This window comes from Planctomycetota bacterium (assembly GCA_035574235.1).
GTDB lineage: Bacteria > Planctomycetota > MHYJ01 > MHYJ01 > JACPRB01 > DATLZA01.
Genome location: DATLZA010000008.1, coordinates 1 through 24,703 on the forward strand (window position 1 = coordinate 1; position 24,703 = coordinate 24,703).

22 protein-coding genes and 1 tRNA gene are annotated in these 24,703 nt (G+C 67.4%); 7 read left to right on the forward strand and 16 right to left on the reverse strand.

Going from position 1 to position 24,703, the window contains the following annotated elements; translation table 11 throughout:
• The 4 genes from VNO22_00350 to VNO22_00365 form a co-directional block, all read right to left on the reverse strand.
• On the reverse strand, positions 1-212 hold a 212-nt coding region (locus VNO22_00350), incomplete at its 3' end, for a CRISPR-associated endonuclease Cas1 (GenBank protein ID HXG59798.1).
• A complete protein-coding gene (locus tag VNO22_00355; GenBank protein ID HXG59799.1) occupies positions 178-1,992 on the reverse strand; it encodes a CRISPR-associated primase-polymerase type A1 in 1,815 nt (604 codons plus the stop codon). The genes VNO22_00355 and VNO22_00350, both read right to left, overlap by 35 nt.
• On the reverse strand, positions 1,989-3,227 hold the full coding sequence (locus VNO22_00360) for a TIGR02710 family CRISPR-associated CARF protein (protein HXG59800.1): 1,239 nt from the start codon (positions 3,225-3,227) through the stop codon (positions 1,989-1,991). Before VNO22_00360 ends, VNO22_00355 begins: the two co-directional genes overlap by 4 nt.
• Entirely contained in the window at positions 3,224-3,814 is a 591-nt protein-coding gene (locus VNO22_00365) for a hypothetical protein (GenBank protein HXG59801.1), read from the reverse strand. The genes VNO22_00360 and VNO22_00365 overlap by 4 nt, the downstream gene beginning before the upstream one ends.
• Between VNO22_00365 and VNO22_00370 the strand changes: the two genes are divergently transcribed.
• Positions 3,785-4,249, forward strand: a complete 465-nt coding sequence (locus tag VNO22_00370; GenBank protein HXG59802.1) for a hypothetical protein — start codon at positions 3,785-3,787, stop codon at positions 4,247-4,249. The two genes, VNO22_00365 and VNO22_00370, sit on opposite strands and share 30 nt — an antisense overlap.
• Positions 4,250-4,301: 52 nt before the next feature.
• Here the strand turns inward: VNO22_00370 and cmr6 are convergent, their stop codons facing one another.
• The 9 genes from cmr6 to VNO22_00415 form a co-directional block, all read right to left on the reverse strand.
• Positions 4,302-5,441 carry a type III-B CRISPR module RAMP protein Cmr6 gene (cmr6, locus tag VNO22_00375; protein HXG59803.1) on the reverse strand — a complete coding sequence of 380 codons (1,140 nt, stop codon included), beginning with the start codon at positions 5,439-5,441 and terminating at the stop codon, positions 4,302-4,304.
• Positions 5,442-5,491: 50 nt separating this feature from the next.
• Positions 5,492-5,896, reverse strand: coding sequence for a type III-B CRISPR module-associated protein Cmr5 (gene cmr5 / locus VNO22_00380; GenBank protein HXG59804.1), 405 nt, complete (start codon positions 5,894-5,896; stop codon positions 5,492-5,494).
• Positions 5,893-6,807, reverse strand: coding sequence for a type III-B CRISPR module RAMP protein Cmr4 (gene cmr4, locus VNO22_00385; GenBank protein ID HXG59805.1), 915 nt, complete (start codon positions 6,805-6,807; stop codon positions 5,893-5,895). The genes cmr5 and cmr4 overlap by 4 nt, the downstream gene beginning before the upstream one ends.
• A complete protein-coding gene (cmr3, locus tag VNO22_00390) occupies positions 6,794-7,921 on the reverse strand; it encodes a type III-B CRISPR module-associated protein Cmr3 (protein ID HXG59806.1) in 1,128 nt (375 codons plus the stop codon). The genes cmr4 and cmr3 overlap by 14 nt, the downstream gene beginning before the upstream one ends.
• The gene (cas10, locus tag VNO22_00395) at positions 7,918-10,671 is read right to left on the reverse strand and encodes a type III-B CRISPR-associated protein Cas10/Cmr2 (GenBank protein ID HXG59807.1); all 2,754 of its coding nucleotides are present in this window, start codon (positions 10,669-10,671) and stop codon (positions 7,918-7,920) included. The genes cmr3 and cas10 overlap by 4 nt, the downstream gene beginning before the upstream one ends.
• Positions 10,662-11,630, reverse strand: a complete 969-nt coding sequence (gene cmr1, locus VNO22_00400) for a type III-B CRISPR module RAMP protein Cmr1 (GenBank protein HXG59808.1) — start codon at positions 11,628-11,630, stop codon at positions 10,662-10,664. Before cmr1 ends, cas10 begins: the two co-directional genes overlap by 10 nt.
• Positions 11,611-12,579 carry a CRISPR system precrRNA processing endoribonuclease RAMP protein Cas6 gene (cas6, locus tag VNO22_00405; protein HXG59809.1) on the reverse strand — a complete coding sequence of 323 codons (969 nt, stop codon included), beginning with the start codon at positions 12,577-12,579 and terminating at the stop codon, positions 11,611-11,613. Before cas6 ends, cmr1 begins: the two co-directional genes overlap by 20 nt.
• Before the next feature lie 216 nt (positions 12,580-12,795).
• The gene (locus tag VNO22_00410; GenBank protein HXG59810.1) at positions 12,796-14,550 is read right to left on the reverse strand and encodes a sigma 54-interacting transcriptional regulator; all 1,755 of its coding nucleotides are present in this window, start codon (positions 14,548-14,550) and stop codon (positions 12,796-12,798) included.
• Positions 14,551-15,114: 564 nt separating this feature from the next.
• The gene (locus tag VNO22_00415; GenBank protein ID HXG59811.1) at positions 15,115-16,125 is read right to left on the reverse strand and encodes a tyrosine-type recombinase/integrase; all 1,011 of its coding nucleotides are present in this window, start codon (positions 16,123-16,125) and stop codon (positions 15,115-15,117) included.
• 219 nt (positions 16,126-16,344) lie between these two features.
• On the opposite strand from VNO22_00415, the gene VNO22_00420 reads away from it, so the two are divergent.
• Positions 16,345-16,420, forward strand: a tRNA-Phe gene (locus VNO22_00420).
• Between the two features lie 30 nt (positions 16,421-16,450).
• Here VNO22_00420 and VNO22_00425 read toward each other — a convergent pair.
• A complete protein-coding gene (locus VNO22_00425; protein ID HXG59812.1) occupies positions 16,451-17,350 on the reverse strand; it encodes a ThuA domain-containing protein in 900 nt (299 codons plus the stop codon).
• Positions 17,351-17,506: 156 nt separating this feature from the next.
• Here VNO22_00425 and VNO22_00430 point away from each other — a divergent pair, with 156 nt between their 5' ends.
• Complete coding sequence (locus VNO22_00430) at positions 17,507-18,481, forward strand: hypothetical protein (GenBank protein ID HXG59813.1); 975 nt, start codon at positions 17,507-17,509, stop codon at positions 18,479-18,481.
• Here the strand turns inward: VNO22_00430 and VNO22_00435 are convergent, their stop codons facing one another.
• Together VNO22_00435 and VNO22_00440 are read right to left on the reverse strand one after the other, a co-directional pair.
• A complete protein-coding gene (locus VNO22_00435; GenBank protein ID HXG59814.1) occupies positions 18,482-19,048 on the reverse strand; it encodes a YbhB/YbcL family Raf kinase inhibitor-like protein in 567 nt (188 codons plus the stop codon).
• Positions 19,049-19,171: 123 nt separating this feature from the next.
• Positions 19,172-19,663, reverse strand: coding sequence for a response regulator (locus VNO22_00440; protein HXG59815.1), 492 nt, complete (start codon positions 19,661-19,663; stop codon positions 19,172-19,174).
• Between the two features lie 168 nt (positions 19,664-19,831).
• Between VNO22_00440 and VNO22_00445 the strand changes: the two genes are divergently transcribed.
• The 4 genes from VNO22_00445 to VNO22_00460 are packed head-to-tail and all read left to right on the forward strand — an operon-like array spanning position 19,832 to position 24,700.
• Positions 19,832-20,197, forward strand: a complete 366-nt coding sequence (locus tag VNO22_00445; protein HXG59816.1) for a response regulator — start codon at positions 19,832-19,834, stop codon at positions 20,195-20,197.
• Between the two features lie 27 nt (positions 20,198-20,224).
• Positions 20,225-21,667, forward strand: coding sequence for a PmoA family protein (locus tag VNO22_00450; protein ID HXG59817.1), 1,443 nt, complete (start codon positions 20,225-20,227; stop codon positions 21,665-21,667).
• Positions 21,668-21,711: 44 nt separating this feature from the next.
• Complete coding sequence (locus tag VNO22_00455; GenBank protein ID HXG59818.1) at positions 21,712-23,571, forward strand: CehA/McbA family metallohydrolase; 1,860 nt, start codon at positions 21,712-21,714, stop codon at positions 23,569-23,571.
• Between the two features lie 52 nt (positions 23,572-23,623).
• On the forward strand, positions 23,624-24,700 hold the full coding sequence (locus tag VNO22_00460) for a sugar phosphate isomerase/epimerase (protein HXG59819.1): 1,077 nt from the start codon (positions 23,624-23,626) through the stop codon (positions 24,698-24,700).
• Positions 24,701-24,703 lie beyond the last annotated feature (3 nt).

A 24,703-nucleotide genomic window follows, 5' to 3' on the forward strand; every position in this document is an offset into this window, starting at 1 on the left:
CGCCCGCCCGCCGACAAAAACACCGCATCGATCCCGCGCCGCAAAAGCTCCCTCCGCGCCCCCGACGTGAGCTCCACCTGCCCCATCACCACCACCAGCCCCAGCTCCGCAAACGCCACCCTCCGCGCTTCCCGACCTCCCACCGACAGAACCAGCGCGTCCCCCTGCACCGAAATCTCAGCGCCCTGCTCGCTCACCACCAGCGTCCGCATCCGACGCCTCCGCCACCCACCGCAGCTCCTCCACCCCCCCCTCCCCGCACAGCTCGTACCGTCCCCCCGGACACGCCACCGACCGGCCCGGCGCGCGGCGCAGCCGTTCCACCAGCGCCTCCTGCGTCCGCGCGACCTCCCGGCGCAGCTCCTCCTGACGACGCAGAAGCTCCGCGTAGCGCCGCGCCAGCGACTCGTCGTCCGGCGCCTCCGCCCGCCCTTCCTTCAGGGCCTCCGCCTCCTTGAGCGTCAACAAATGCAGCGTCGGCGTCGGATACCGGTCCGGCGCGAACTCGAACGTGCACGAACAGTCCACCCTCGAGGTCACATGACCGATCCGCTGCCGGATCTTCGGACATGACATGGGATTGCCCGCCAGAGGACTCTTCATCCGCCGGTCCGCCGGAACGTTCGCGCAGCGCGCCAGAAGATAATTCACCGCCGCCACCCCCGCCGGCAGATGACCCAAGGTGTGAATGAGCACCAGCTGCTCTTCGTAGGCCAGTGTGCGGTGCTCCATCGCGCGCCTCTTGAGCTCCGCCAGCACCGGACAGCGCCGCAGCACATGCCTGACCTCCCGCCGCGTCTCGAAGTCCGCCTCCGTCCAGTCCGGCGGAACCTCGGGCGGCGGAGGACCCGCCGGAAGCGGCTCCTCCCGCGCCGCCGGGCGCGCCGCCGGCGCCGTCCCCGGCCCCACCCTCCGCTTGAGGACTTCCAGAATCTCATACAGGCGTTCCCGCCCCAGCAAGCGCACCGAGCGCAGCGCGGCCCACGGATCCGAAAGCGGACGCCCCGTCTCGTCCAGAAGAACCGACCGGCGCCCCGTCTTGCGATGCACGCCCAGGGGAAGCTTGATCAGGTTGCCCACTCCCGCCGCTCCGCCACCCCTCGAAGGCTGCCGCGGGAAGAACTCCAGATGCATCGTCGGCGGAATCCGCACCGAAAGAAACGCCAGAAGCGCCTCCCCCAGACGCCAGATCACCTCGGCAGCCTCGGGCTGCTCGAGAAACACCCAGTAGTGCCTCCCTTTGTACCCCGAATCCTCGAAAAGCGGCTCGAATCCGATGTCCTTCAAATCCGCCAGAAGACCCACCCCCCGTCCCTGCAGGTCTTCGCGCAGCTTCCGCGCGGCCGCCGGGTCCGCCCGTGCCGCTTCGAGCGCCGACTTGTTGAGATCCAGATCCACCGCAAAAAATCGAACCGTGTCGTCCACGCGAATGGGATAAACCCCCACCGTCACGTTTCCCAGAAGGTGATTGCGGATGACCGACGGGGTCAGAGGATCGCGCACCGGCGAATATCCCACCCTTCCGCGCTCGTCGCACCACTGCCGGGCCCAGACATCTTCGCGGCCCCGGAAAAGCGTCAGGAACCGCACCGCTTCGGCGTCCTCGACCGTCCGTGGACCCTCCGCCTCCCGCGGTGGCGTCACCGGATCGGCTTCCGCCCGGAGAAGGGTCTCGAGCTCCCCCACGCGCGGATCCGCCGGTCCGCCCGAAGCCCGCAGGCGCGTCAGCAACCGCGCCGCCGCTTCGTGCCGTCCCCGTTCGACATACCGCTCCGCCAACTCCAGAAGAAGATCCGCTCGCTCAGGCTCGTCCCGCACCGCCCGTTCCAGCTCCCGGAGGGCCAGATCGTGCGCCCCCAGCGATTCCGCCAGCCGGGCCCACCGATCATGTCCGCCCCGCTCCGCCGCGCGCTGCGCCAGAAGCTCTCCCAGTCTCCGCCGCGCCTCGGCCGGGTCCGCGGGCCGCGTGCGCTCGAAGTCCTCCGGCGTCATGCCTCCAGCCTCGGGAAACGCAGCCGCTCCAGGTCCCCTTCCTCAAGTCCCGCAAGCCGGCGCAGCGACTCCGAAAGCTTCAGGTACGTCTCTTCGCCCACCGGCTGGAAACCGTGCGCCAGGATCGACTGATTCCGGGCCACGAGGACGGACTTTTTCGGATCGTGCAGACCCAGCTCCTGAAAGCGCCGACCGAGCTCGTCCCCCTGGGCCGCCAGAAACTGGTAGGCGTCCTGTAATGCCAGCTTCACGGAAGCTCCCGTCCGGCCCGCCCGCATCGATTCCGGCAGCGCCTCGAGCGGCACCTCGGAGGTCTTGAGACCATATTTTTCCTCAAGACGGATCTGGGCGGTCGCCTCGATCGCGCGGTAGCAGACGGCCACCGCCTCGTCCACCCGCCCCACCTCGAAGCGCCGCTTGGCGTTGGCCGCCAGATCCCGTACAAAATCCGACGACGGGCGCTCCCGGGAGGCGGCCAGCCGGCACACATGATCCAGGTGCTCTTCGACCTTGCGGCGAACCTCGGCGGCGTTGTGCAGCACTTCGCCGACAAAAGCGGCTTCGCGGAGATACTCCTCCCAGCGCGGAACGGCGTCCGCCGGCCGGAACGCATCCCAATGCGCGTACCCCTCCGCCAAAGCGGCCACGGCTCCCAGGAGTCTTTTGACCACCTGGCTGGCCGTTGTCTTCAGGCTGTCTCGAAGAAGCCGTCCGGCCGCCGCCACGTAGCCGCCGTTGAAAAGCGCCGCCGCGTCCTCGACGGCCTGGTAGCCGAACGCGTCCAGCGGATTGGGACGCGCGTAGAGCCGTTCGGAGCCCGTTTCGACCACTCCGAGGCCGTCCTTCGTGCGCCGATCGCCACCCACGTAGAGAAACTCGGCAGGCCATCGCCGGGCGGCCAGAAGGAGCGCCGCCGACATGACCTTGGTCCCTCCCGTGTAATCGGCCAGCACGCCGGCACGGTTGCTCACCCAGTCGGTCACCTTCGGCGTCAAAGCCCGCAGGTGACGCACCGCATCGGTCAGGTCCTCAGGATCGGGAAGCAGAAGCAGTTCCCAGGAAACGCCCTTCCCGAGAGCGGGCAGGATCTTCTCCTCGACGACACGGCGGCTGCCCGGCGAGACGATGAAAACGACTCGATCCGGAGTTCGCTCCGTTAGAGCGTGCAGAATGGGCTCCGGAGAGGATCCGACCGTGGCGATGTAGAGGACAGGCGGCTTCGACTTCGCGGTCATATCCGGCGTACCTGAAACATTTTGAGATACTCTGCGACCAGGGCGGTCTGAGCCTCACCCTGCGCCGTCGTTTCAACCCGGAGGGGCAGAACTTCGCCGCTGCGCTCGTAGCGCACGAAGATGTGTCCTCGCTCGGCGTCGGCAAGGCGTACCCGGGCGCCCCGGCCCGCTTCCCCATCGAACCGCACATAGCGGACGCAGTCGATCGAGCAGAGCCAGCGCACAAAATTCTCCCAGCCGGCCGGTCTTTCATGCGCGACGCCGGAGAGCCCGTTTTTCTCGGCCGGCGAACGAGGATCGGCCTGGGGCCACACCACGCGGGGACGGCGAGGATGGAGCACAGCATGACAGAGGAGGCTTCCGGCCACGGTGAGGTAGGTGTTTCCGTCCTCGGCCGGGGCCGTCAGAAAACGTAGCTCGGGATTTCCCTTGAGCCATTCCTCGACTTTCTCCGTGGGCCGGGGCTCCTCGTCGATCCACTCGAAGAACTTGCGATTCCGAAGGACGATTTCCTCATTCCATTGAAGAGGCAGACGCGGAATCCGAACGAGCTCGTGGTGCCGCTCGTGGAGGTACACGACTTCCACGCCGGCCAAGGCTCCGAGGAGGGTAAGGAAAGCCGATTCCGGCTTATAGCCGCCGGTCGCCGCCAGAACGATCTGCGCCCCTTTGTCCTCCGATTCCCTGATTCTTCGAAGAAGAATGTCGATCATGCTTTTGAGACCTCGGGAGAACGCTTGCGGCTCCGCGGTGAGGCCGGTGATGATCTGAACCTCGCCCCTGATCCCCAGGTTTTCGTAATGATGCTGGAGAGCCTGGGCGCAGAAGCATCCTTCGGGCGTTTCGGAGCAGAGAAAAAAGAGGGCATCATCGGTGCCGACTTCGAGCCGGTGGAGAGTATGGATCTCAGCGGACGCCGCTGCCGGATCCGCCCTGCGGAGCCAATGGATGACGTCGGCCTCCGGAGGCAAATCCTGACCGTGTTTCCATCCGCCCCAGGGACGGTCATCGCGGTTGGTTAGAAGCGAAGTCCCTACGGTTACAAGAATGTGACGCGGCACGGCTTTTCCTCCCTTAGGACGTTCCCTTCTTTCCCGCTGCCGGGGCGGAAGGGCCCGGCGGGACCCACCGAAAGTTGATATTCCCTCCTTCCTGGCTCGATACCGAGTCGACCAGAACGAAAACGCGCTGTCCGGCAGTCCAGTCCCCCGGCGCATCCTTCGAATTGACGATGAAGCCGATGCGGCCGCTCGCCAGGTGACATACCTTCCAGGTCCCCTTCTTGGGATTCTTCTCACGCAGTTCGACCTCGACTCGATCGCCCCTTTTGAGGGACGGCGCCGGAAGGGAAGGGGCGGACTCACGGCGCGGCGCGGCAGCTGCAGTTTCCGCCGTTCCGATTTGAAACACTCCGTAGCCGGCCGTTTTCTTGGCGCCCAGACCTCGATCTTTGAGCGCTTCCCCGAGCGCCGACCTCAGCCGTGCGCCCAGGGATTCCGCCGGCTCCAGGTCGGACCCGCGGGCCGGAAGAACCGCGGCGCGAAACCTCCACTCCACTCTCGCCGGTACGGAAAGAAAGGGAACGGGATTCGGCCCTTGGTCATCGGTGGACCATCTCTTTCCCTCGGGGTAGTACTCCTTGTAGTGGGGCGTCAGGTAGTCGACCTCGAGCCGGCAGGTCAGAGGAAAAGCGTCGAAGAAGATCACTCGGCCGGCCTTCTCCTGCGTCCCGAAAAGCGTTTCGGCCAACTTCTTGTCCTGAGGATGAACAACCGCCCGGACCGCCCCCTTGATTCCGCTTCCCGGAAGGTACGGAACCCCGTAGAGGGGGTGGAACATGAACCCCGTTTCGAGCGCATGCGGCTCCCCCAGGCGCGAAACCAGCCGGGAGGTCAGAACCGCCGATTCCGAGACCACCGCGGCGCCGAGCGACCTGAGGGATTCAAGCGCCGCATCAAGGCGCCGGTGGATCTCGCGCAGAAGCGACTGGTCGGCAGCTCCGCTTTGCTCGGCCATCTGCCTCAAGAGATTGCCTTTGCTGTTTTTCAGGGTTCTGTCCGGCGGCCGCAGAGGCATCCAGCGCTGAAAAAGAAGCCCCAGGTTGGCCGGCGGACCGGCGCGCCGAACGACCTCCTCCGCCCACCTTTCCACCGGCAGCTGCTGAACCCGGAGGGCATCCGCGGCGTCCCGGGGGACGCAGAGGGCAAGCAACACCGGCGTCTCTTTCGGACGCTCTCTTGGGGCGGGGTCGAAGGATCCATTTCTCACGGGGCCCCTCCTTTCCCCCGCGCCTCCCCGCCCTCCTTCACCCTGGCCCGCACCGCGCGCTTGAGCCAGGCCGCATAGGCCAGCGCCTCCTGGGTGGCCGCGCGATAGATGAAGGAATCCTCGTCCGCCAGCCGTCCGAGAAGGTCATCATTTTTCGACTTCCAGCCGATCTGATCGGCACACCCCTGATGGAGCCACTCCTGCAAGACCTTGTAGGTCCACGTGTGAGGGTCGTCGCTTTTGGCCCTGAGAAACGCAAGCGTCGGCCCCAGCCCCGAGGCCATGATCATGCTGGGGAGCGACTCGACGGTGCTTTTATGTTCCTTCGTCAGGGGCGTCGTCGCCACCTTTCCAAGGACATGCTGAGCCCGACGCTGATCCATCGTCTTCTCGCCGCTCATCGGGCGCCTCCTTTCTCCATGAACTTCAGCCGCACGATTCCGCGTCCCGTCGTGGCGTCCGCCCCCGTCTGCATCCGCGCCCCGTCCAGGTCGGTCCTCAGTTTGTTGAGAATCGCGGCGGCATCCCCCAGACCGTTCGTCTTGCCCCTTCCCCCGAAGGGGTCCGCCGCCGCCAGCGGCACATAGAAGAGCGAATCGCAGGGGACGAACTCGGCCTGAAAGAGAGCGCCGTCGGCAACCGTACCTTTCGTGTCGTCGATCCTCGTATGTGCCTCGACGACGGTCGAGGTCCGGACGAAGTACTGGAAGTCCGTTTCCGGAAGGAGCACGAGGTGGCTCGTGATCCGTTCCGCCCAGTACCCCTCGGCGACGGCGTTCTTCCGAAGCCACTCGGCCACGGCGTCCAGGGCGGAATCGGGTTTCGCCGCGAAGCGGCTTTCTTCCAGAATCACGGCCGCCGGGGAGCTCTCGAGCACCAGGCTGCTTTTCGTGGTGACCCGGGCTCCGCTTTTCTCCGGCTCCGTCAGCTTCCAGTCCCGGACCTCGGCGTCCCTCGCCAGCCGCTCCAGGGCCGGCCGGCTTGTGGCGTACGCGAACGTTCCGCGCAGGCTCCGGATGGGGAACAGGATCAGCTTCGCGTCCCCGAACGCCACGGCGCCGGCGAATTTATCCGCCTCCGCTCCCGTCTCGGGTCCGAAGATCGTTTCCAGGTGCGCTCGGCGGTCCCTGTCCGATTCCTTCCGATAGAGAAGGTCGCGCACACTTCCTTTGATGCCGGCCCCCTGGCCCATGGGGTAACCGGTATGGCGCTCCCTCTGAATGGGCAGATCGATCGCGCCGATGCTGGACCCCGTTCCCCAGTGCACCGGCGTTTCCGCATAAAGAAAAAGCAGCGCCTCACGCTTGAACATAATCCCAACCTCCGACCAACACGATTCCAAATCCTTCCTGAGCTCCGACGTCCGAAACCGATCGGGCGTGGTACTTCTGAACGGGATCGCCCCGCTCCAGCTCGAAGTAGTACACCGCTCCAGCGGGAACCGCGAGACGCAGGGGTTTGGCGCTCCTGGCCGCGATATCCCAGCCGGACACAGGGACCATCGTCGGCAAACGCACGCCGACGAGCCGGGCGCGCACGTCCCCGTCGTCCAGAACCCAGCCGTTTTCTCTCTTGCAGATCCGGGAAGGCTTCCACCCTGCTGTCTGCCCCTCCATGAAGATGGCCGGCGTCACGAACGTCCAGGCGAACCGGCCCTCCCGCATGAAGCCGGCGGGCCAGCGACCTGCCGTGGATTTCTCCCACCGTGCCATGCGCCCCTCTCCGCCGAGGCGAAGAATCCCCTTATCCCGAAGAGGCGCGACACCCTCGCCTTCGACCGCCACCGCAAGACGAACCCGCTTTTCCTCGTTCAGGCGGACCATCCGGAGCGAATAGAGCATTCCCTCTCTTACGGTGCGCGTGCCGCCGAGAGCGATTCCAAAGCGCCTTTCGGTTCCCCAGAGCGCCTCCGCACAGACCGGCTCCCCCGGAATCCCGCCGGAAAGCCAGGCCTCCATGTCCCGTGCGGTCAGATAGACCGGCCCTTCGAGCTTCTCCCCCGTTCCCCGGCCCGCCTCGATTTTCCAAAGCGAGCGGAGCCCCTCCCTGGCCAGCGACGAAGAGAACGGAAGCCGATCCCGGCCCAGCGGAGCCCACCGCCAGACCCTCTCCTGCGAAAATTCGAGATCCGCAGGCGCCGGGAAAAGAAGATCGTTCCCGCGTCGCAGGAACGGCCCTTTGAAGCTCACGCGGAAAGCCGCCTCTCCCGGCCGGCCCCACACCTCGGCGGCCGGCCCTTCCAGCCGCCTGGCGGAGAAGTCCGCTCCGTACGAGGCCATCGCGGCCGTCCGGAGCGCCCCCGCCGTCACCGACGGCAGCGGCGGGAAGATTCCCTCCGCGTAATTTTCGCTCCCGGCTCCGAAAGGACGGGCGTCGCGGAAGAAAAGCACATCCACCGGCTCCAGATCCACCCATCGTTCGCTCATTCGTCACGCTCCCGGGCGAGGAACTCCGCCGCCGCAACGAGACGGACCAACTGGGCGCTCGGCCAAAAGTATTCCTCCGGATAGCCCGACGGGTGCCGGGGCTCCTTGAAGCGTTTCAGGACCGCCTCGAGCGCCGCGGAAACTTCCTGCGCGATCCGCTCCTTCTCTTGGCAAAGGATCTTTCCCTGCGCCTCCTCGGAGGCGCCCCCCGCCATGTAAAGATGCCTCCGCAGAAGCCACAGGATCTGCTCCTGGCGGGCCTCCGGCTCTCTTTCGAGAAGGGGAAGCGACTCCTCCAGGTGGCCCACAAACTTCCGTGAAAGGAAGAACCGGGCGCCGGGAAGCTCCTGGCTGGGTCTTCCACGGAAGACGCCGGCCACGAGGTCCATGACGTCGAGCGCCGCCCAGTGGAAGCAGAGAACCTCCCGATCCCCCGAACGCTTCAGGACCGCCAGGCCCACCGCGTTCTTCTCCGGGGCGGACTTGGCGAGCTCCTCGCACTCCCGCGCCGCCTCGAGGGCCAGGCGCATCGGGCTCTTCGCATGCGCCACGGCGATTCCGGCGCTCAGGGTCGCCTGGGGGCCCAGAAGCCGGTAAAGCTCATGGCGGCCTCTCTCGAAGCGCGCGAAGCCGTTCCGCATACGTGCCCCTGGGATTCCGATCTCGCGATCCCCTTCTTCACGCTCTCCGGCGAACGCATAGCGGATCATGCGCGCGATCCTCGGAAGGGGCTCCAGCGGAAGAAGCGCCAGCACATCGTCTCCGCCGGCATAGACCAGCGCCCCCGGCCCTGCCTTTTCGACGACGTGGGGGATCACATGGCGGGCGAAGTCCCGAAGCGCACGGCTGAGAGCCGCCTGGTACGCGGGGGCGTACGGACGCTTCACGTCTCCGAACGGCAGGTGGCCCATCACCTTCTGGTGAACCACCTCATCGTAGGAGGGGCAGCGTTCCCCCGAGAGCCACTTGCCCATTCCGTCGCCGTCGGCGACCAGAACCGCGTAATAGCGGCGCGGTTCGACAGGAAGGTGAAGCTCCTGCAGAGCCCCCCGCAGCTCGCGCAAGGCCTCTACAAGGTCCCTGCTTCCCTCCTGGCCGTCCGCCGACACGGCATCGAGATACAGCCAGCGGGCGTCCGCGTAAGCCAGATCCTCTAGGATTTGCCAGGAACGCAGCTTCTCGTGCGTATGGTCGGGGATCCAGTATCGCTCCTTATCTTTGTCCACCTGCGACACGGCGGACCGCACCTTTTCCAGCGCGCTCCGCAGCCTGTCCGTGCCGGCCGCACGGCTTTCGAGGGTTTCCGCCAGACGCTCGAACCAGGGCGCCGCCGCCAGCGTGGAGGTGGAAGGGAATCCCTGACCGTGTACCCGGCGGTCGCGGCCGAGCCGACGTTTGACCGTACACACCCCGCACAGCCGATCGACCCGATCCTCGTCCCTTGGATCTTCCCAGACCGCCGAACGCAGGCCGCAGAGATGGCAACGGTGCCTCCCTTCCTCCTCCTCCACCGCCCGCACCCTAGAGGCCTTGACCGAATCGAGCGAGAGACGCGCCAGGTCTACGAGGCTTCCGTACGCCGCCCCCGAATTCAGGAACCGAAAAGCCGCCGATTCCTCCTTGATCTGCTTCAGAAAGGCCGACTCCTTACGCGTCCAGTTCTGAACTTTCCGCCACCAGGACAGAAGCTCCTCTTTGCCCTTTCCCTCCTTGTCCGTGAAAAGACGCTTCCAGGGGACGGCGCTCCAGTACGTCTCGATCGCCGACAGGAGCTGAGCCCTGCCCTGCTCCTTGAGTTCCGCGGCGTACTTTTTCGCTTCTCCTTCGAGAAACTCCTTGACGCCCCCTTCCGCCGCCGCCGCGAGCTTCTCCACCTTCTCGAGAGGGACGACCGCCAGGAACTGGTTCGGCAGCGAAGGAATCCGAAACGCTTCGTCCTCCGGTTCGCAGTCCTTCACTCCCTCTTTCGCGAGCCAGCGGTCCACTTGCGGGTGTCCCCACACGTCGGGGAAGATGACGGCGTCCGGACCCAGCTCGGAGGCCACCGCCAGGAGCGCCCGGGCCAGGAGCTCGGACAGGAAAACCGATCCCGCCCAGAGGTCCGCGCTTTTCCGGGCCGCCGCGATCAACGACTGCACGGGTCCCAGAGCGAAGAAAAAGAGGGCAGGATCGTCCCCTGCGCCCACCAGCGCCGAGGTCAGGCGGGCATGCTCCCAGATCGAGTGATCCGGAATGCGGCTGTCCGCGGGAAGGAGGCTCCAGAGAAGTCCCAGTTCTTCCTTCCGCCCCCCCGAGTGAAACCGCCCGTCCATGAGGTACCGAGGCAGGAGGCGCCAGAGCGCGAGATAGCGCATCCAAAGGTTCGAATACTCCTTCTCGATATGTCCGACGGCTTCCCGTACGGAGGCGGACACCGTTTCCCAGTCGGTGGAAATGAGCGTGTCCTTCCGGCAATCGTGCGGAGCCAGGTCATACGTGCGGCCGGACAAGGGATGGGTGAGCTGGGGATTCTCGCGCCAGCCGACCGCGTACTTCTTGCGATCTTCAAGAGGAAACCGGTCCGCGCCGGCGGCCATGCGGTCCGCCTGCCGGACCGCCTCGGGAATTTGGGGCTCGAGGCCCGCGGCCGTCAGGAGCTCTTTCGCCACGTCTTCATGCGGCGCCGCAAACAGGATCCCTGCCTTTTCCGGAGGATCGTGCAGAAGCGCCGCGATTTTGAGCCGGAGAATACGCTCGTCGGTTATGGCCATGCGACTACGCCTCCGAAGTTCCTGGCGAAGCGATCGACTTCATTCCAGTTGCGCAGATCCATGGGAATCACCGATGGGAATGGGCTTTTGAGGACCGTGAGCACTTCCAGGACTCCCCTGTCTCCCCGCAGGATCCGAAAATGAGCAGGGCTGGCCCAGCGCACGTCCCTCCCGCCGATGGTGGGATGTCCCGCGCGGGGTTTGAGATACGGAAGCCCCCAACTTGGCGATTTATAGCCCCTGAGGGCGATCATGATGTCCCTCCGTGCATTCTCCGCATCGGCGGCACTGCCTCGGCGCACCCGGATCGATGCGCACGCGTGGGGAGCCGGGCAGAGCATCGGAAACGGCGCTTCCCCGGAATGAGCAGGCTGGCCCATGTTGCGCTGGAGATGTTGGATGGTGCCTCTGATCCACTGGGCGAGTCGCTCCGGGTCCTGAGGGAGCGGGTTGCGGTACCGTTCCTCGAGGTCCTCCGGGGCTTCCAGCACCTGCACGTCGAAGGATCCCGCTCCCCGACGCGAGCGCTGTCCCAGCCCGCCCAGCACCGTGGCTAGGCGCAGAATGCAGATGGCTTCTCGGAGACTCTCGCGGGAGCCGTCTATTCGAACACGGTACGTCCGATTCGGAGAAAGCGCCGTCGAGGGTGACTTCCGCTCCGGACTGTGAGGAAGCAACGGATGTTGCCGTGTTTCCTCAGGCGTGACGCCGTCGACCCGAAGCCGAACGCGCGAGGCCCACTCGGTTTTTCCCCAGAGTTCGCTTTCCTTCCTGAAAAGCTCCTTCGGGTTGCCGAAAAAAGGACCGTAGACCGCCCGCGTCCAGAACCGGAGCACGCCGCGGAGCGAGGGAATGCGGAACTCCGCTTCCCCGCGGGGTTCCCGCTCCGCTTTCCCGGGGGGTTCCCGGTGAATGAACGCGGGGGTGACCGTCTTGAATTCAATCGTTGCTTTTCCCATCGACCGCCCTCAGCTCATATCGCCCAAGGCCGAACGAAGCGTTCTTGCCCAGATGAAGCCACTGGCCCGCCACCAACCAGGGGCGCCAGGCCGAAAGCGCCCCCCGCAGTCGGAGGGTCCCGATCACTCCTCCGAGGGACATGCGCGTCTTCTGCCGCCCGGAATAGCGCGGCGCTTCCTGCCAGCGCCGGTCCTCCCAGCGGTACTCCAGCGTTTCCGCTTCCCGCGCCAGGTGCCGCGCCGGCTCCTCCACGGAGCCTCCTCCGTAGAAGGCCGTCATCGCCCCCACCCGCCGCAGAAGGGCGCGCAGCACCGCCGGCCCGTCCGGCTCCTGCTGAAGCCGCCCTCCCGACGTGATCCGCGCCGGCGTCCGGAACACCAGCCGCGCCTCGCCGTCGAACTTGGGAACCCGGCGCTCCAGCTCCGAAAGCGGCAGCGGCCGCGCCCGCTCGGGAAGTCGCTCGGGCCGAAGGACGATCCGCCCCGCCCCCTGCTCTTCCTCCACCCTCTCGATGGCCACCGGCACCCGCTCCCGACCGAACCCCGTCCGTCCGCCCCGCTCCAGCGCCGCCACGACGTGCCCCGCCATCCGCGCCGCCCAACCGATCAGCGTCACCCCGACCGTCCAGAAGTCCCCCGAACGAAGCTCAGTCCCTGCACTCTCCCAGCGCAGGACATAGGGCGGCGGAATCGTCCGCTCCCCCTCCAGAACCCCGATCCCCTGAGGCCGCACCGGCTCCAGGACGCACGGATAGGCGCATCCGGCGCGCAGGACGCAGCGCAGGCAATCCCGGTGTTCCGCCACGCAGACAAGCTCCTTCAGAGCCCGCCCCAGAACGCCGCGGATCATCGAGCCCGGAAACTCGGGGATCCGGAAATCCCCTTCGAGCCGAAATACGATGCGCAGCGGCAGAACTTCGATCGGAGGCCACGAGACTCCGAAATCCATGACCGGACACCCTCCCGTCCGCCGTCCTTCCCGGACGACCGTCCCACACCCCCATGGCCTATGTGCCAAGGGGCGAAACTTTTTTAACACACGACGGCGCGTTGTCAAGCCGATGCACGACTTCTTCTCGGGGTAGACCCGCGCGTCTCACGCCGACGGGGCACGCCTCCACGCTCCGGGAACCGGCGCCGGAAGTTCCGGTGGAAGGCCCGCGGCTCAGGGCGCCGGGCGTCGGCGCGCGCGGAAGAGATCGGAGTCGAGCGACTTCACCCCGAAGTGCTCTCGGAACCAATTCTCCCGGAAGTCCGGGTCCGACCGCCTCGGGCCCGCCTCCACCTCGTACTGAGCCCTGGCCAGAAGAATGAACCTCTCGAGATCCTTCGGAGGAAGATCCGCCTTCACCCGATCATAGGTCGTGCGACGGTGCAGAACCTCCCGCAGTTTCAACCGAGCCCGCTCCCACTCGTCCTCCGCGCCGTTCGCGCGATCCCGCGCTTCGTCCACGAGGCGCGCCAGTTCCGTTTCCGACCATTTTCCAGAGCGGACGCCGTCGACGACCCAGCGAAGAAGGACGTTCCTCAGCTGGCGGACGTTTCCAGGCCAGCAACAGTCCTCCAGGAGCCGCACCTCCGTCTCCCTGAAGGGGCGGAAGGGGACGCCCTCCTCCGCGCAGATTTCCCGCAGCAGGTCCTCCGCCAGCAGGGGCAGATCCTCCCGACGCTCGCCGAGGGAAGGAAGCCGGATCGTCAGAGAGGCGATCCGATAATAGAGGTCCTCTCGAAACCGCTTCTCGCGCACCTCCGTCCACAAGTCCCGGTTGGTCCCCACGATGAAACGGGCCTTCGTATTCCTCGTTTTGCTTTCCCCGAGGCGGGAGTATTCCTTCCGTTCGACCAGGGTCAACAAGGCCGCCTGGGCGGTCGGGCTGAGGCTGTCGATCTCGTCGATGAAGAGCGTCCCTTCCCGGGCCGCTTCGACGGCGCCGGCCCGAGACCGTTCGGCCCCCGTGTAGGCACCCTCTTCCGCCCCGAAAAGCTCCGAGTGCAACAAATGATCCGGCTTGGCGGCGCACTGATAGATCACGAAAGGTTTGGCCTTTCTCGGTCCGTTTTCATGAATCGCCTGAGCCAGAACCCCCTTGCCCGTCCCGGTGGGTCCCTCGAGGAGCACGCAATGACCCACCGTCGCGTAGCCCCGGGCCCGCTCCACCGCCTCCTTCATCTTCGGATTCCGGGTGCGGATCCTCCCGAACGTCACGAGGTCCTTCTCATCCCGCGGGGGGCGATACAGCCGCTCCGTCTCGAGCGCGGCGAGGTTGGGGACATGGACGCGCAGCTCGCGGAGAAACTCGGACGCTTCCTCGGCACTCGAGATCCTCGTCCCGATCGCGTCCCGCATCCTCCGCGTAACCCCGGAGAAATCCATCAGCGGAAGCTCGACCAGGACGTACCGGCTCAGTTCAAAGTGGAGCGCCGGCGAGCGCTGCTCCTCGTCCGTGAGGCCCGTCGGGAGAACGTGGACCACGCGCCGCACCCCGAAAAGCTGGCCCGCGATCGCCGCCACCGCGCTTTCCGTCTTGCGCCCGCCGGCCAGGCACACCTCCACCTCCAGGCCGGCGTCGCCGGCCTGGACGATGCGGAAGGCGAGCTCGCCGAGGAGCGCCTCGTGGGCTCCTGGATGGTCAAAGTCGTTGAATGGAAAAACGCCGCATCGAACGTCCACGGGCCCGGCAGGGTCCGCCTTTATGCCTGGAACTCGACAGGGATAGCGCGTCTGAAGAATTTCCATATCCCCCGAACGTCGGCCGCCCTCGAATTCGTCGAGAATCCGTCTTCGGGACTCCGTAACGCGGGGACTCGACGTGCAAAGAAGGATCACCTCCCGAATCGCCCGCCGCTCTTCGAAAAAATACTTGTCGAGCGCCTCGGTTACGACCGCAGGAGTGACCCCGACCGTGCAGATCAGACGCATGTCCAGCCTTCCCCGTCCTCGGAATCGAGCAAACCATCCGGTTCATGCCGTTAAGAATACCCTGAGATGGGAGACCGGGGGAACCCGGGGCGCCCGATAGCACTTCGGATGCACCCCGGGTCCTGGCGGGGGGGCGGCCTTGCGTCCGCCCAGGTCGGATCCGACCGTCCCGGCCTTGGAGAGAGCGGGTTCAACCACGGCTCTGTTCTCCTCGTACCTACCTCCGAAACCTCTGGAATACGCACACGCGGTGATTCCCAATGTTTCCGCAGACCCCACGACGCGTAGCCATCGCTGAATCCTCCTAACTTTCAAACCCGAAGCGGGATATGCAAGCCCTGTGCCACGTGAGCGCCCTCCTCGGGGAGCGCACGTCGGAGGCCGAACGTGCAAGAAAACCTTGCCGCTCGTTGGAAAATCTTGCAGAGGTGGGCTCAAACCGACAGGGGGTCCGCGGATCGCTTCGGCTATGATCCGGAGCGTCGCTTCTCCCCACCCGATGATCGTGACACCCGCGCAGGTCCCGCGCCGCCTGACCCGCCCGCTGCCGGTGCGACGCTCTTCTTATGACCGCCCAGCAGGCGGCTGATCCGGGCCGTCCGCCCCCCCCGTCTGCCGAGGAGCGACCAGGGGCGGCGGAGCGCCGCGCCGCAAGGCGTTCTGATCCGTGTACCAGCGAAGCAGCGTCCGGAGGGAGCCGGGCGCGTGCCCGATATAGGCCGCCAAGGCTTCCACCTCCATGTGCTGGGGGCCCGGCGCCGCATGCTCGCTGCAGAAGAAGTGGCGGAAGTCGTAAAGGGTAACACGGATCGATTCAGGAACCTTGCCCTTCTCGTCCGCAAGCGCACGCAGGAGCATGTGGTACACGCTCCGTTCCTTGTACACCGTGCCCGCAGCCGTGGCGAAGATGGGCAACGACTTGTCGGACATCTTGGCCACGCGCTCCTGCAGGATCTTGGCGGCGGTCGCGTTGAGTTCGATCACGCGTCTTGACCACTTGCTTTTCAGCTGGCGTCCTTCCCAAGGGACGATCGACAGGAGCTTTCCACGGAGATCCATCCCCCGCACGCCGAGCAGCTCGGAGGGGCGCATCCCGGTCTCGGCGAGCACCGCAGCGAAGTCGCCCAGCCAGGGGTGGCCCTGAAGTTTCTGGAGGACGGCCTGGATCTTTTCGGTGCTGGGGGCCTCCTTCGTCGTTTCCTCATCCTTCGGCTTCTCGATCGCCCGGCAGACGTTCCAATCGACGCCGCCCTTTCGAGCCGCGATCCAGCGGAGGAACGCGCGCACGCGGGCGAAATCGCTTCGAACCGTGAGAGCCGAACGGCCGTCGGAACGCTCATCGACCCAACGCTGAACGTGTTCGCGCGTCACCTCCCGGACGTCCCGTTCGGCACCGACCGATTCGACAAAGAGGCGGACGATGGGAAGCGCGCGCTCCGCGCCGGCAGGACGCCGGTTCTTCTGGTACCACTCTTCGTACTCGTCGAACACTTTTCCCAAAGTGAGCGCCGAAGGGGGTTTGGGGATCCGAAAGGAAGGCACCCCTTGCTCGTCCTGCTGGAGGGCTCGACGCATCGCCTCCTCAGGATCCGAGGTGTCAAGCGAGCGCCGCACTTGGCGCCCGTGGGTACACTTTTCCACGTACCAGACGGTGCCCCGCTTGACAATCCGGAGGCCTCTCCGTATCTTTACCGCTATGCGTTGGCCCATCGTATCCCCCTCCGAAGGCGGGATCATTCTACCCCATTTAGGACACTCTAGGACACCAAAAATAAAACCGCGTTATAACGGCGTGGACAGGTAGCTCAGCTGGTAGAGCACTGCACTGAAAATGCAGGGGTCACCGGTTCAACTCCGGTCCTGTCCACCACCCTCCAGGACCTGAACCCCGCGCGATCCCCTACTTCTTCCTCCGCTTGTCGTCCAGGTTGCGGTTGAGCTCCGCAGGATCAAGATCCACCGGCGCGCCCCCCTCGGGCACCTCCAGCCCCGCCGTCCAGAGAATCGCGTTCGTCACCAGGCGCCGCACGGAGACCTCGCCCCAATTGCGGTGCATGTGCCCGCCCGTGTAGCCGAACGCGCGCCCGCCCCCCGGACGCTCATACGCCCAGGCCACCACCTCCTCGCGCCCCGCATGCTCCCTGGAAGCGGCCGTCTGGCGCGTGGAATCCGGCGGCACGGCCTTGAGAATCGGCGTCACCCCCTTCATCCCCGGCACGAATTTGCAGAAGTAGTACCACTCATCGTGCAGCGCAAAGGGCGCCACGCCCCGCGTCACCGGATGCTCCGGAAGCGCCTTGAACTCCGCCGTCCACTTCGTCGCCAGCGAGGTCGAGTACCCGCCCAGGATGTGGCCCCCCAGCCAGCCCAGAACCCGCTCGCCCGGACCGGCCGGAAAATTGAGCGCATAGTGCAACGCCACGAACCCCGCACCCCGGTCGATCTCCTTCTGGATCACTTCCATCCGGTTCCCCTGAACGAGCGGATGCCCTCCCCCGCCGTCGCAAAAAAAGACGATCGACCGGGCGTTCTCGAACACCTTCTCGTTCTTCGGCCACCCGTCCCGCACGAACACCGGCGCCGCCCCCGGAATCCGTTCGAGCATCTTCATGAGCAGCGCCAGGCCCGCGAAGTACTCGTGATCCCCCGGGCCGTGACTCATCCGCCCCGCCACGAGCACGATCTTGGCCCGCGACCCATCGGCCGGTTCGACCTCGATCGGCACCTTCGACTGATCGTACGGGTCGATGTCCTGCACCGCGGCCGCCCAAACCCCCAGCGCCAACGCGACGCGCAGCATGAGCCGTCCTCCCGAAATACCCGTTACTGTACGCGCGCCGCCCCCGCGTCGGCGGACGGCGGAAAAGCCCCGGCCCGTACCGCGGATTTTTTCCCCGCTCCCCGTTTCCGCGCTACAATTACACTACAGGAGGGGGGAAGGAGGCTACGGGACCCTATGGCCGCCCAACCCCCGGCGCGCCGGCAGATCTATACCATCGCCTGCCGCTGCGGCGCCCTCGCCGCCGTCCACACCTCGACCTTCGGACGCCTCCAAGTCTGCCGGTCCTGCCGCCTGTCCTTCACCGTGGCGTGGCGCCGCGATCCGAAGACCCAGACCCTCTCCCCCATCGTGCTGGCCCAGGCGCGAACTCGACCGGCCGCCCGCCGCCCCTCCGTCCCGGCCCCCGAGGCCGATCCCGCCGCCCCCCGCATGCACCTTTCCTGCGGCTGCGGATACCGCCGCCCCATCCGACCGGACGAGGCGTCCCGCAACACCCGCTGCCCCGGTTGCGGGAAGTGGATGATCGTCGAGAAAACCCCCGCCCGGCCCGCCCGACCTTCCCGTTCGCTGCCCCCGGCCCCGCCTCCCCCGGACCCGTTCCCCGCAGCCCCGCCCCCCGCTCCGCCGCCGCCCGCCCCAGAACCCGCGGAACGCCGATCGGGCGGCGCGCCCACCTGCGCCTGCGGACAATCCCTGGACGTCGGCTTCCTCCACGCCGGCAGCAACTTCACCTGCCCTTCCTGCGGACGCTCGATGAAACTTCAGAAAGCCCGCGATCCCCAGACGCTCCTCACCGTCATCCGCCCCGTCTTCGTCCCGCGCGCCGAGCCGCCCGCCCCTGAACCCGAGCCTCCCCCGGCCGCCGAGGAACCCGCGTCCTTCCTCGCCGAGCCGCCGGAGAACGCGGGCGCCCCCGGGGACGACGCCTCGTTTCCCGCCGCTCCCGGCCCCACGCAGGAGCTTTTCTGCCGATGCGGACAGGAAATCGTGGTCGGAGCCGCCGACGCCGGCCACCCCGTGCAGTGCCCCTCCTGCTCCGTCGTCCTCGAGGTGCACGAGGCGCGCGACCCCCAAAGCGGAGCCGCCGTCCTGCGGGTGGAAGTGCTGGGAACGCTCGACCAGGACTGGAAGCTCGAAGACTTCGCCTGACTACTCGCGGCCGCGATACGTGCCCACGACGTGCCCGTAGCCCACGATGTGCCCCTTCATCGCCCGCAGCAGCTCTTCCCGGTCCGCCTCGGGACCGAGCGTGAGAAGGGCATCCAGCGCGTAAAGGCGGAAAAAATGCCGGGCCACGCCGCCTCCCTTGGGCGCCGTGGGGCCGCCGTAGCCCACTTCGTCGTAGTCGTTGCGCCCCTGCACGGCGCCGGGCACCTCGGGCGGCCGCGGCGTCTTGGAAACCCCTTTGGGCAGCTCGCAGAACGGCACGCCGACCAGAACGCGCGGGATGTTGAAGATCGACCAGTGCAGGAACGGCTTTCCCCGCGGCCCTTCCGGGTTCTCGCACAGCAGCGCGAACGAACGCGTGCCTCTCGGAATGGTCGCCCATCCGATCCGCGGGGAATAGTCGTCCCCGTCCCGGGTGTAATCCACCGGAATCGGATGTTCATTCTCGAACGTGGGGCTCACGACGAGGATGAGAGGATACCGCTCCTCGGTCGGCGGCGGCGCGACCTCGCGCGGGTCTTCAGCCGGAGACTTGCGGGTTCCTTCCATGGTCCAAGGCGAACATTCAATAAAGATCTCCGATCGCTTCGAAGGCCCCCCGACGGAGGGAACCGGCGAGCGGAGGGAATCCGCGGATCCATCCCCCTCGATGAGCCGCCGCGACCGCCGGCGTTACCGGACGGGCACCGCCGGCGCCTCGCAGCGCCGCGCGCCCGCGCCCGAAGTCGCCGCCCCCGGGTGCAGGATCATCCAGTACACTCCCAGCGACCGGACGATCTCGAAGAGGCCGTTCAGGTCGACCGGCTTCTCCAAATACGAATGGGCCCCCAGGGCCAGCGCCCGCTCCCGGTCCTCGCTCAAGGGCGACGACGTCAGCACGATGACGGGAACGTGCCGCACCTCCGGCCGCTGCCGCATCCATTCCAGGACGTCCAGCCCCGACTTCCGCGGCAACCGCAGGTCCAGAAGAACAAGCGACGGCAACGGGTGACGCCGGCGGTCGGCATATTCCTCACGGCCGGAGAGGTACCGGATCGCCTCTTCGCCGTCCCCCACGACCTTCAGGGGATTGACCAGGTGGGCCCGGGCCATCGCCCGCCGCAAAAGCGCCACCTGATCGGCGTCGTCTTCGACCAGCAGGATCACGAAATCGGTGAGCTTCATAGGCCCCCTCTTCCAATCCCAACGACCGCTCACCCCGGTCGCCGGCGTGAAACTCCCCCCGCGGGGGGCCGCCTTCCCGGCCCCAGAATGCCGACCGGCCGGGGCCCCCGTCAAGCAATTCTTGAGCCCGCCCGTAACGCCGCGCCTCCGCGAACGATCAACGCTTGGATGCCCGCCCCGCCGCGCCGCGACGTCATGGTCATCGAAGACAGCGCGGATATCCGAAACCTGCTCGGCTTCATCCTGCGCATGAAGGGCTACCGACCCATTCTGGCCGCTCATGGGGCCGATGCCTTGCGAAAACTCCGGCGCCGGAATCCGTGCCTGATCCTCCTGGATCTTCGAATGCCCGTGATGGACGGATTCCGATTCCTCGACGTCCTTCGCCGCGAGAAGAAATGGGCCCGTCTGCCGGTCATGGCCTTCACCGGGGAAATTCTGCCCCGCCGGGAACTTCGCCGCTTCGCCGGGCTCCTCGAGAAGCCCATCGACCCGCCCAAGCTTTTCCGGGCCCTCGAGCGATTCTGCGCCTGAACCCCGGACCCGGCCGTATAAGTAGGCGTGCGGCGCCCGCTGATCCCGCTCCTCCTCGCGGCTTCCTGCGCTCCGCCTCCCGCCCCGCCCGAACCTCCCGTCCTGCGCTGGACGGTCCCCCTCGACGTGCGCGACCTTCCCGAGGACGCCGACTTCATCCCCGTCTCCCTGACGCTCGATTTCACGGACCTCCTGCGCCGCGCGGGCGCGGATATGCCCTTCGACGACCGCTCGCTGCGGATCGTCCGCATCGACCCCGGGGGCCGCGAGCATGAGGAGACCCTCCAGTTCCTTCCCGCCCCGCAGCCGCGCCCCTCCGGACGCGCCACCCTGCCGGACACGCCCCGGACGATGAGCCTGGTCGGCGAGTACCCGGCGGGCCGCCCCCTTCCCCCGGCGGTCCGACAGGCCGGAACGCTCTTCTGGATCGCCCGCGCCGGCGCGTCGCGCTACCGCCTGGAGCTGTCCGCGCCCCGCGCCGGCCGCTTCGTCCAGGTGCCCTACCCGCCCTACGACCTCCGCGCGTTCGACGAAAACGGCCTGGCCTCCGAGCCGCGCGCCGCGCCGATCCTTCGAATCCGCCCGCAACGCCCCCTGGACGGCCGCGTGGTCTTCGAGGAGAACGGATCCCCCGCTCTGGTCTACCATGTGGGCCCTTCCGCCGAAGATCCGCCCGAGGCGGGCCCCCGCCGGCCGTTCTTCTACCCGGTGCTTTCCCCGCGGGGAGAAGTCCTCACGGAGTTCGGCAAGCCCCACGACCCCGGCGAAACCCACGCGCACCACTATTCGCTCTGGATCGCCCACGCCGCGGTCGGCGGACGGGACTTCTGGTCCGAGCGCGGCGGCCGGATCGTGCACGACGGCTTCGAGAGCCTCGAGGACGGACCGCTTTTCTGCCGCCTGGTCCAGAAAACCCGCTGGCTGGACGGCTCCGCCGAAATCCTCCGCGAGCGCCGCACCTTCACCCTCTGGCGCTCCCTGGGCGGGGTGCGGCTCCTCGACGTCGAGCTCGAGCCCCTCCCCGCCGGACCCCAGCCCCTGACCCTGGGCCCCACGTCCTTCGGTTTCCTCGCGGTGCGCGCGGCCCGCTCGCTCTCTCCCTTCGACGGGGGCGGCCGGATCCGCAACGCCGAAGGGAGGCTCAACGAACGCGGCGTCCATCTTCAGCGCTCGCCCTGGATCGATCTTTCGGGACCGGCGGCGCCGGGCCGCCGGGCCGGCGTGGCGATCCTCGACCATCCCGACAACCCGCGCCACCCGACCGCCTGGCATTGCCGGGACGACGGCTGGATGGGCGCCGCCGTCTCGTTCCCCGAGCCGCTCGTCCTGGACCCCGCCCGTCCGCTCCGCCTCCGGTACCGCGTCGTGCTTCACGACGGAGACGCGGACGAAGCCCGCATCGAGCGGCGCCGGCGCGAGTACGCCGCGCGTCCGGCCGCGTCCGCCGGCGAGGCCGCGCGCGCCCCCTGAGCCGAATCTGGACCGTTCCCCTCGAACCGGGTACGCTTCCCCTCATGACGATTCTGGCCGCGCTCCTGGCTCTGGCCGCGCAGGAAACCCCGGTCACGATCCGCGTCGTGGACGCCGACTCGGGGGAACCTGTCTTCGCGCGCGTCGTCGTGCGGGACGAGCGCGGCCGCCTCGTGGGCTCCTGCGGATACCGCACGCTGGAAGGACGTTTCGTCCCGCCCGAGGGCTGGAGCGTCCCGCTCCCGCCGGGCCGCTACACGCTCCACGCGGACGCCGGTTACGAGTTCTTCGCCCACCGAGAGGAATGGACGCCCGCCGGAGCCGGCGAAAAAAGAATCGCCCTGCGTCGCTGGGTGAATTTGCGCCGCCGCGGCTGGGTGGCCGGAGGGGACCACAATCATCTCATCCGCGAGGGCTCCCACAACAAGAACTACGGAGGCGCCTCCGTGACCCTCGAGTTCGCGGCGGCCGCCATGGCGTCGCGAGGATGGGCGTACTTCGCCGCCGGCGGGGGCGGACCCTGGGTCTTCGACGGAAACGGCTCCTGCGACGCGCGCGACGACAACAACCGGACCGTCCACGCGGGCGGCCGCACCCAGGCCGCCTGCGATGCCTGGAACCAGCGGTACGGGCGCCATTGCACGCTGGCGTGGAACAATGAACAGATCAAAGGTCGCTACGGCCACGTGTGGCTGCTCGGGCGCGGACCCCTCACGTATCCCTACACCGACAAGCCCGCCGACGGCTGGTGGACGTTCTATGACGACCCGTTTGAGAAGTGGCAGACCCAGGGGCGCCCGGGACCGCTGGGTCCCTACCGTTCCCCCGAATGGGAGCTGCCGCCCATCTACGACTGCCTGAAAGCCTGGCGCGACCAGGGCTGGATCGGGATCTACGCCCATCCTACGCGCAGCTTTTCCGTGGGACCCCACCGCGTGAGCAACCTGGCGGCCTCGTTCCCCTTCGACCTTCTGGCCGGCGCGCCGGTCGGCGGCTTGGCCGTCATGGGCGACCATTATGAACATCCGGAAGATCAGGCGCTCTGGTTCGCCGCCCTGAACGAGGGCTTCCGCGTCCCCGGAGTCGCCGAAAACGACACGCCCTTCGGACGCGAGGATATCCGCCGCGACCCCTACGTGACCTACACGCTCCTCCCGGACGCCTCCGGGCCCGTGGACGTGGGCGAGGCGGCCCGCGCCGTCGCCGCCGGACGCAACTTCGTCTCCTCCGGCGCCTTCCTTCTCGTCCGCGCGGACGGCGTGCTGCTCCCCGGCGACACGGCGCCGCGCGGTCGCGCCGATCATACCCTCGAGATCGAAGCCTATGCCTCCGCCGATCCCGGCGACGCCATCGAGAGGCTGGAGATCATCGCGGACGGAAAGCCCGTCCGTCTCATCGAGGAGGCCCGGGGACGCCGGGAGTACCGCGGCGCCGTTCCCTTCCGGGCGGAGCGGTGGGCGATCGCCAAGCTCCTGGGCCGGGTCCGCGGAGTCGCGGCGATCACGAATCCGATCTACTTCGCGGATCCTCCGGCCCCGCTCCACGCCACGATCTCGGGCCGCGTGACCCTGCAGGGAAAGGGCGCGCCCGCCGAGATCGCGGTGAGCGTCTGGGGCCGCGAGGAGCGCCGCGCCCGCGCCGCGGCCGACGGCACCTACCGCCTCGAGAACGTGCCCCTGGCGGCCCGCCTCTCCTTCGCCTACGAGGGCGCCACGGCTTCCAAAGCGCCCTTCTTCGACGATCCGGAGTTCCGGGCCCTCCACCATCGGATCTACACTCTGGAATTCGTCGGCGCGCCCGGCGCCCTCGCGGGCGGCTTCCCGCCGGACATCTTCGCGCGCATCCGCGCCCGGGCCCGCGCGGCCGTCCTCGACGCCGAGCTGCGACCGCGCGAAGTCCGTTGACGGCCGCCCGGGGTCGTGTCGTACGATGAGGCCTCTCCCAGGAGGAGGACGCATGCGAAACGAATGGACGCGCCGCGAGTTCCTCGGCTCCGTCGCCGCCGCCGCGGCCGCGGCGCCGCGCCCCCAGGAGCGGCCCGCCCGGCTCGGGCTCAAGCTCGGCTTCGACAACTTCTCCATCCGCGCGCTCGGCTGGAAGGCCCCGAAGCTCCTCGAATACGCCGCCGAACTCCGGCTGGACACGGTTCTCCTTTCCGACCTCGACGTCTACGAAAGCCACGACGACGCGTACCTCCGCGACCTGCGCCGGAAGGCCGCCGATCTCGGAATCGACATCCAGGTGGGCACCGGATGCATCTGCCCGAGCTCGGGAATGTGGAATCCTAAGTGGGGCCCGCCCGAGGAGCACCTGGCGCTGACGATCCGCATCGCCCGGGCGCTCGGCTCGACCGTCGCGCGCTGCTTCCTGGGCCGCGGCGAGGACCGGAAGACCGAAGGAGGCATCCGCCGGCACATCGAAAACACCGTCCGCGTCTTCAAGGCGGTCCGCACCCGCGCGCTCGACGCGGGAGTCAAGATCGCGATCGAGAATCACGCCGGAGACATGCAGGCCCGGGAAGTCGTGGCGCTCATCGAGGAAGCGGGACCGGATTACGTGGGCGCCACCCTCGATTCCGGCAACGCCACGTGGGCCCTCGAGGATCCGCGCGAGAACCTCGAAATCCTGGGACGCTATGCGGTCAGCACGGGCATCCGGGACTCGGCCGTCTGGGAAAGCCCGCAGGGAGCCTTCGTCCAGTGGACCGCCCTGGGCGAAGGACAGGTGGATTGGAAGGATTACTTCCGCCGATTCGCCGAGCTCTGCCCGAAGACGCCCGTCCAACTGGAAATCATTTCCGGCTTCGCGCGCGAGTATCCCTATCTGCGGGACGACTTCTGGGCGGCCTGGCCCGAGGCCCGGGCGGTCGATTTCGCCAAATTCGTCCGCATGGCCAGGCGGGGAACTCCGCGGGAACCCTTCCGGGTGCCCCCCGGCCAGGACCGCCGCGAGGCGGAGCGCGCCTACCAGAAGAACGAGCTCGAAAAGAGCGTCCGCTACTGCAAAGAGATCCTCGGACTCGGGCTCAAGTAGACC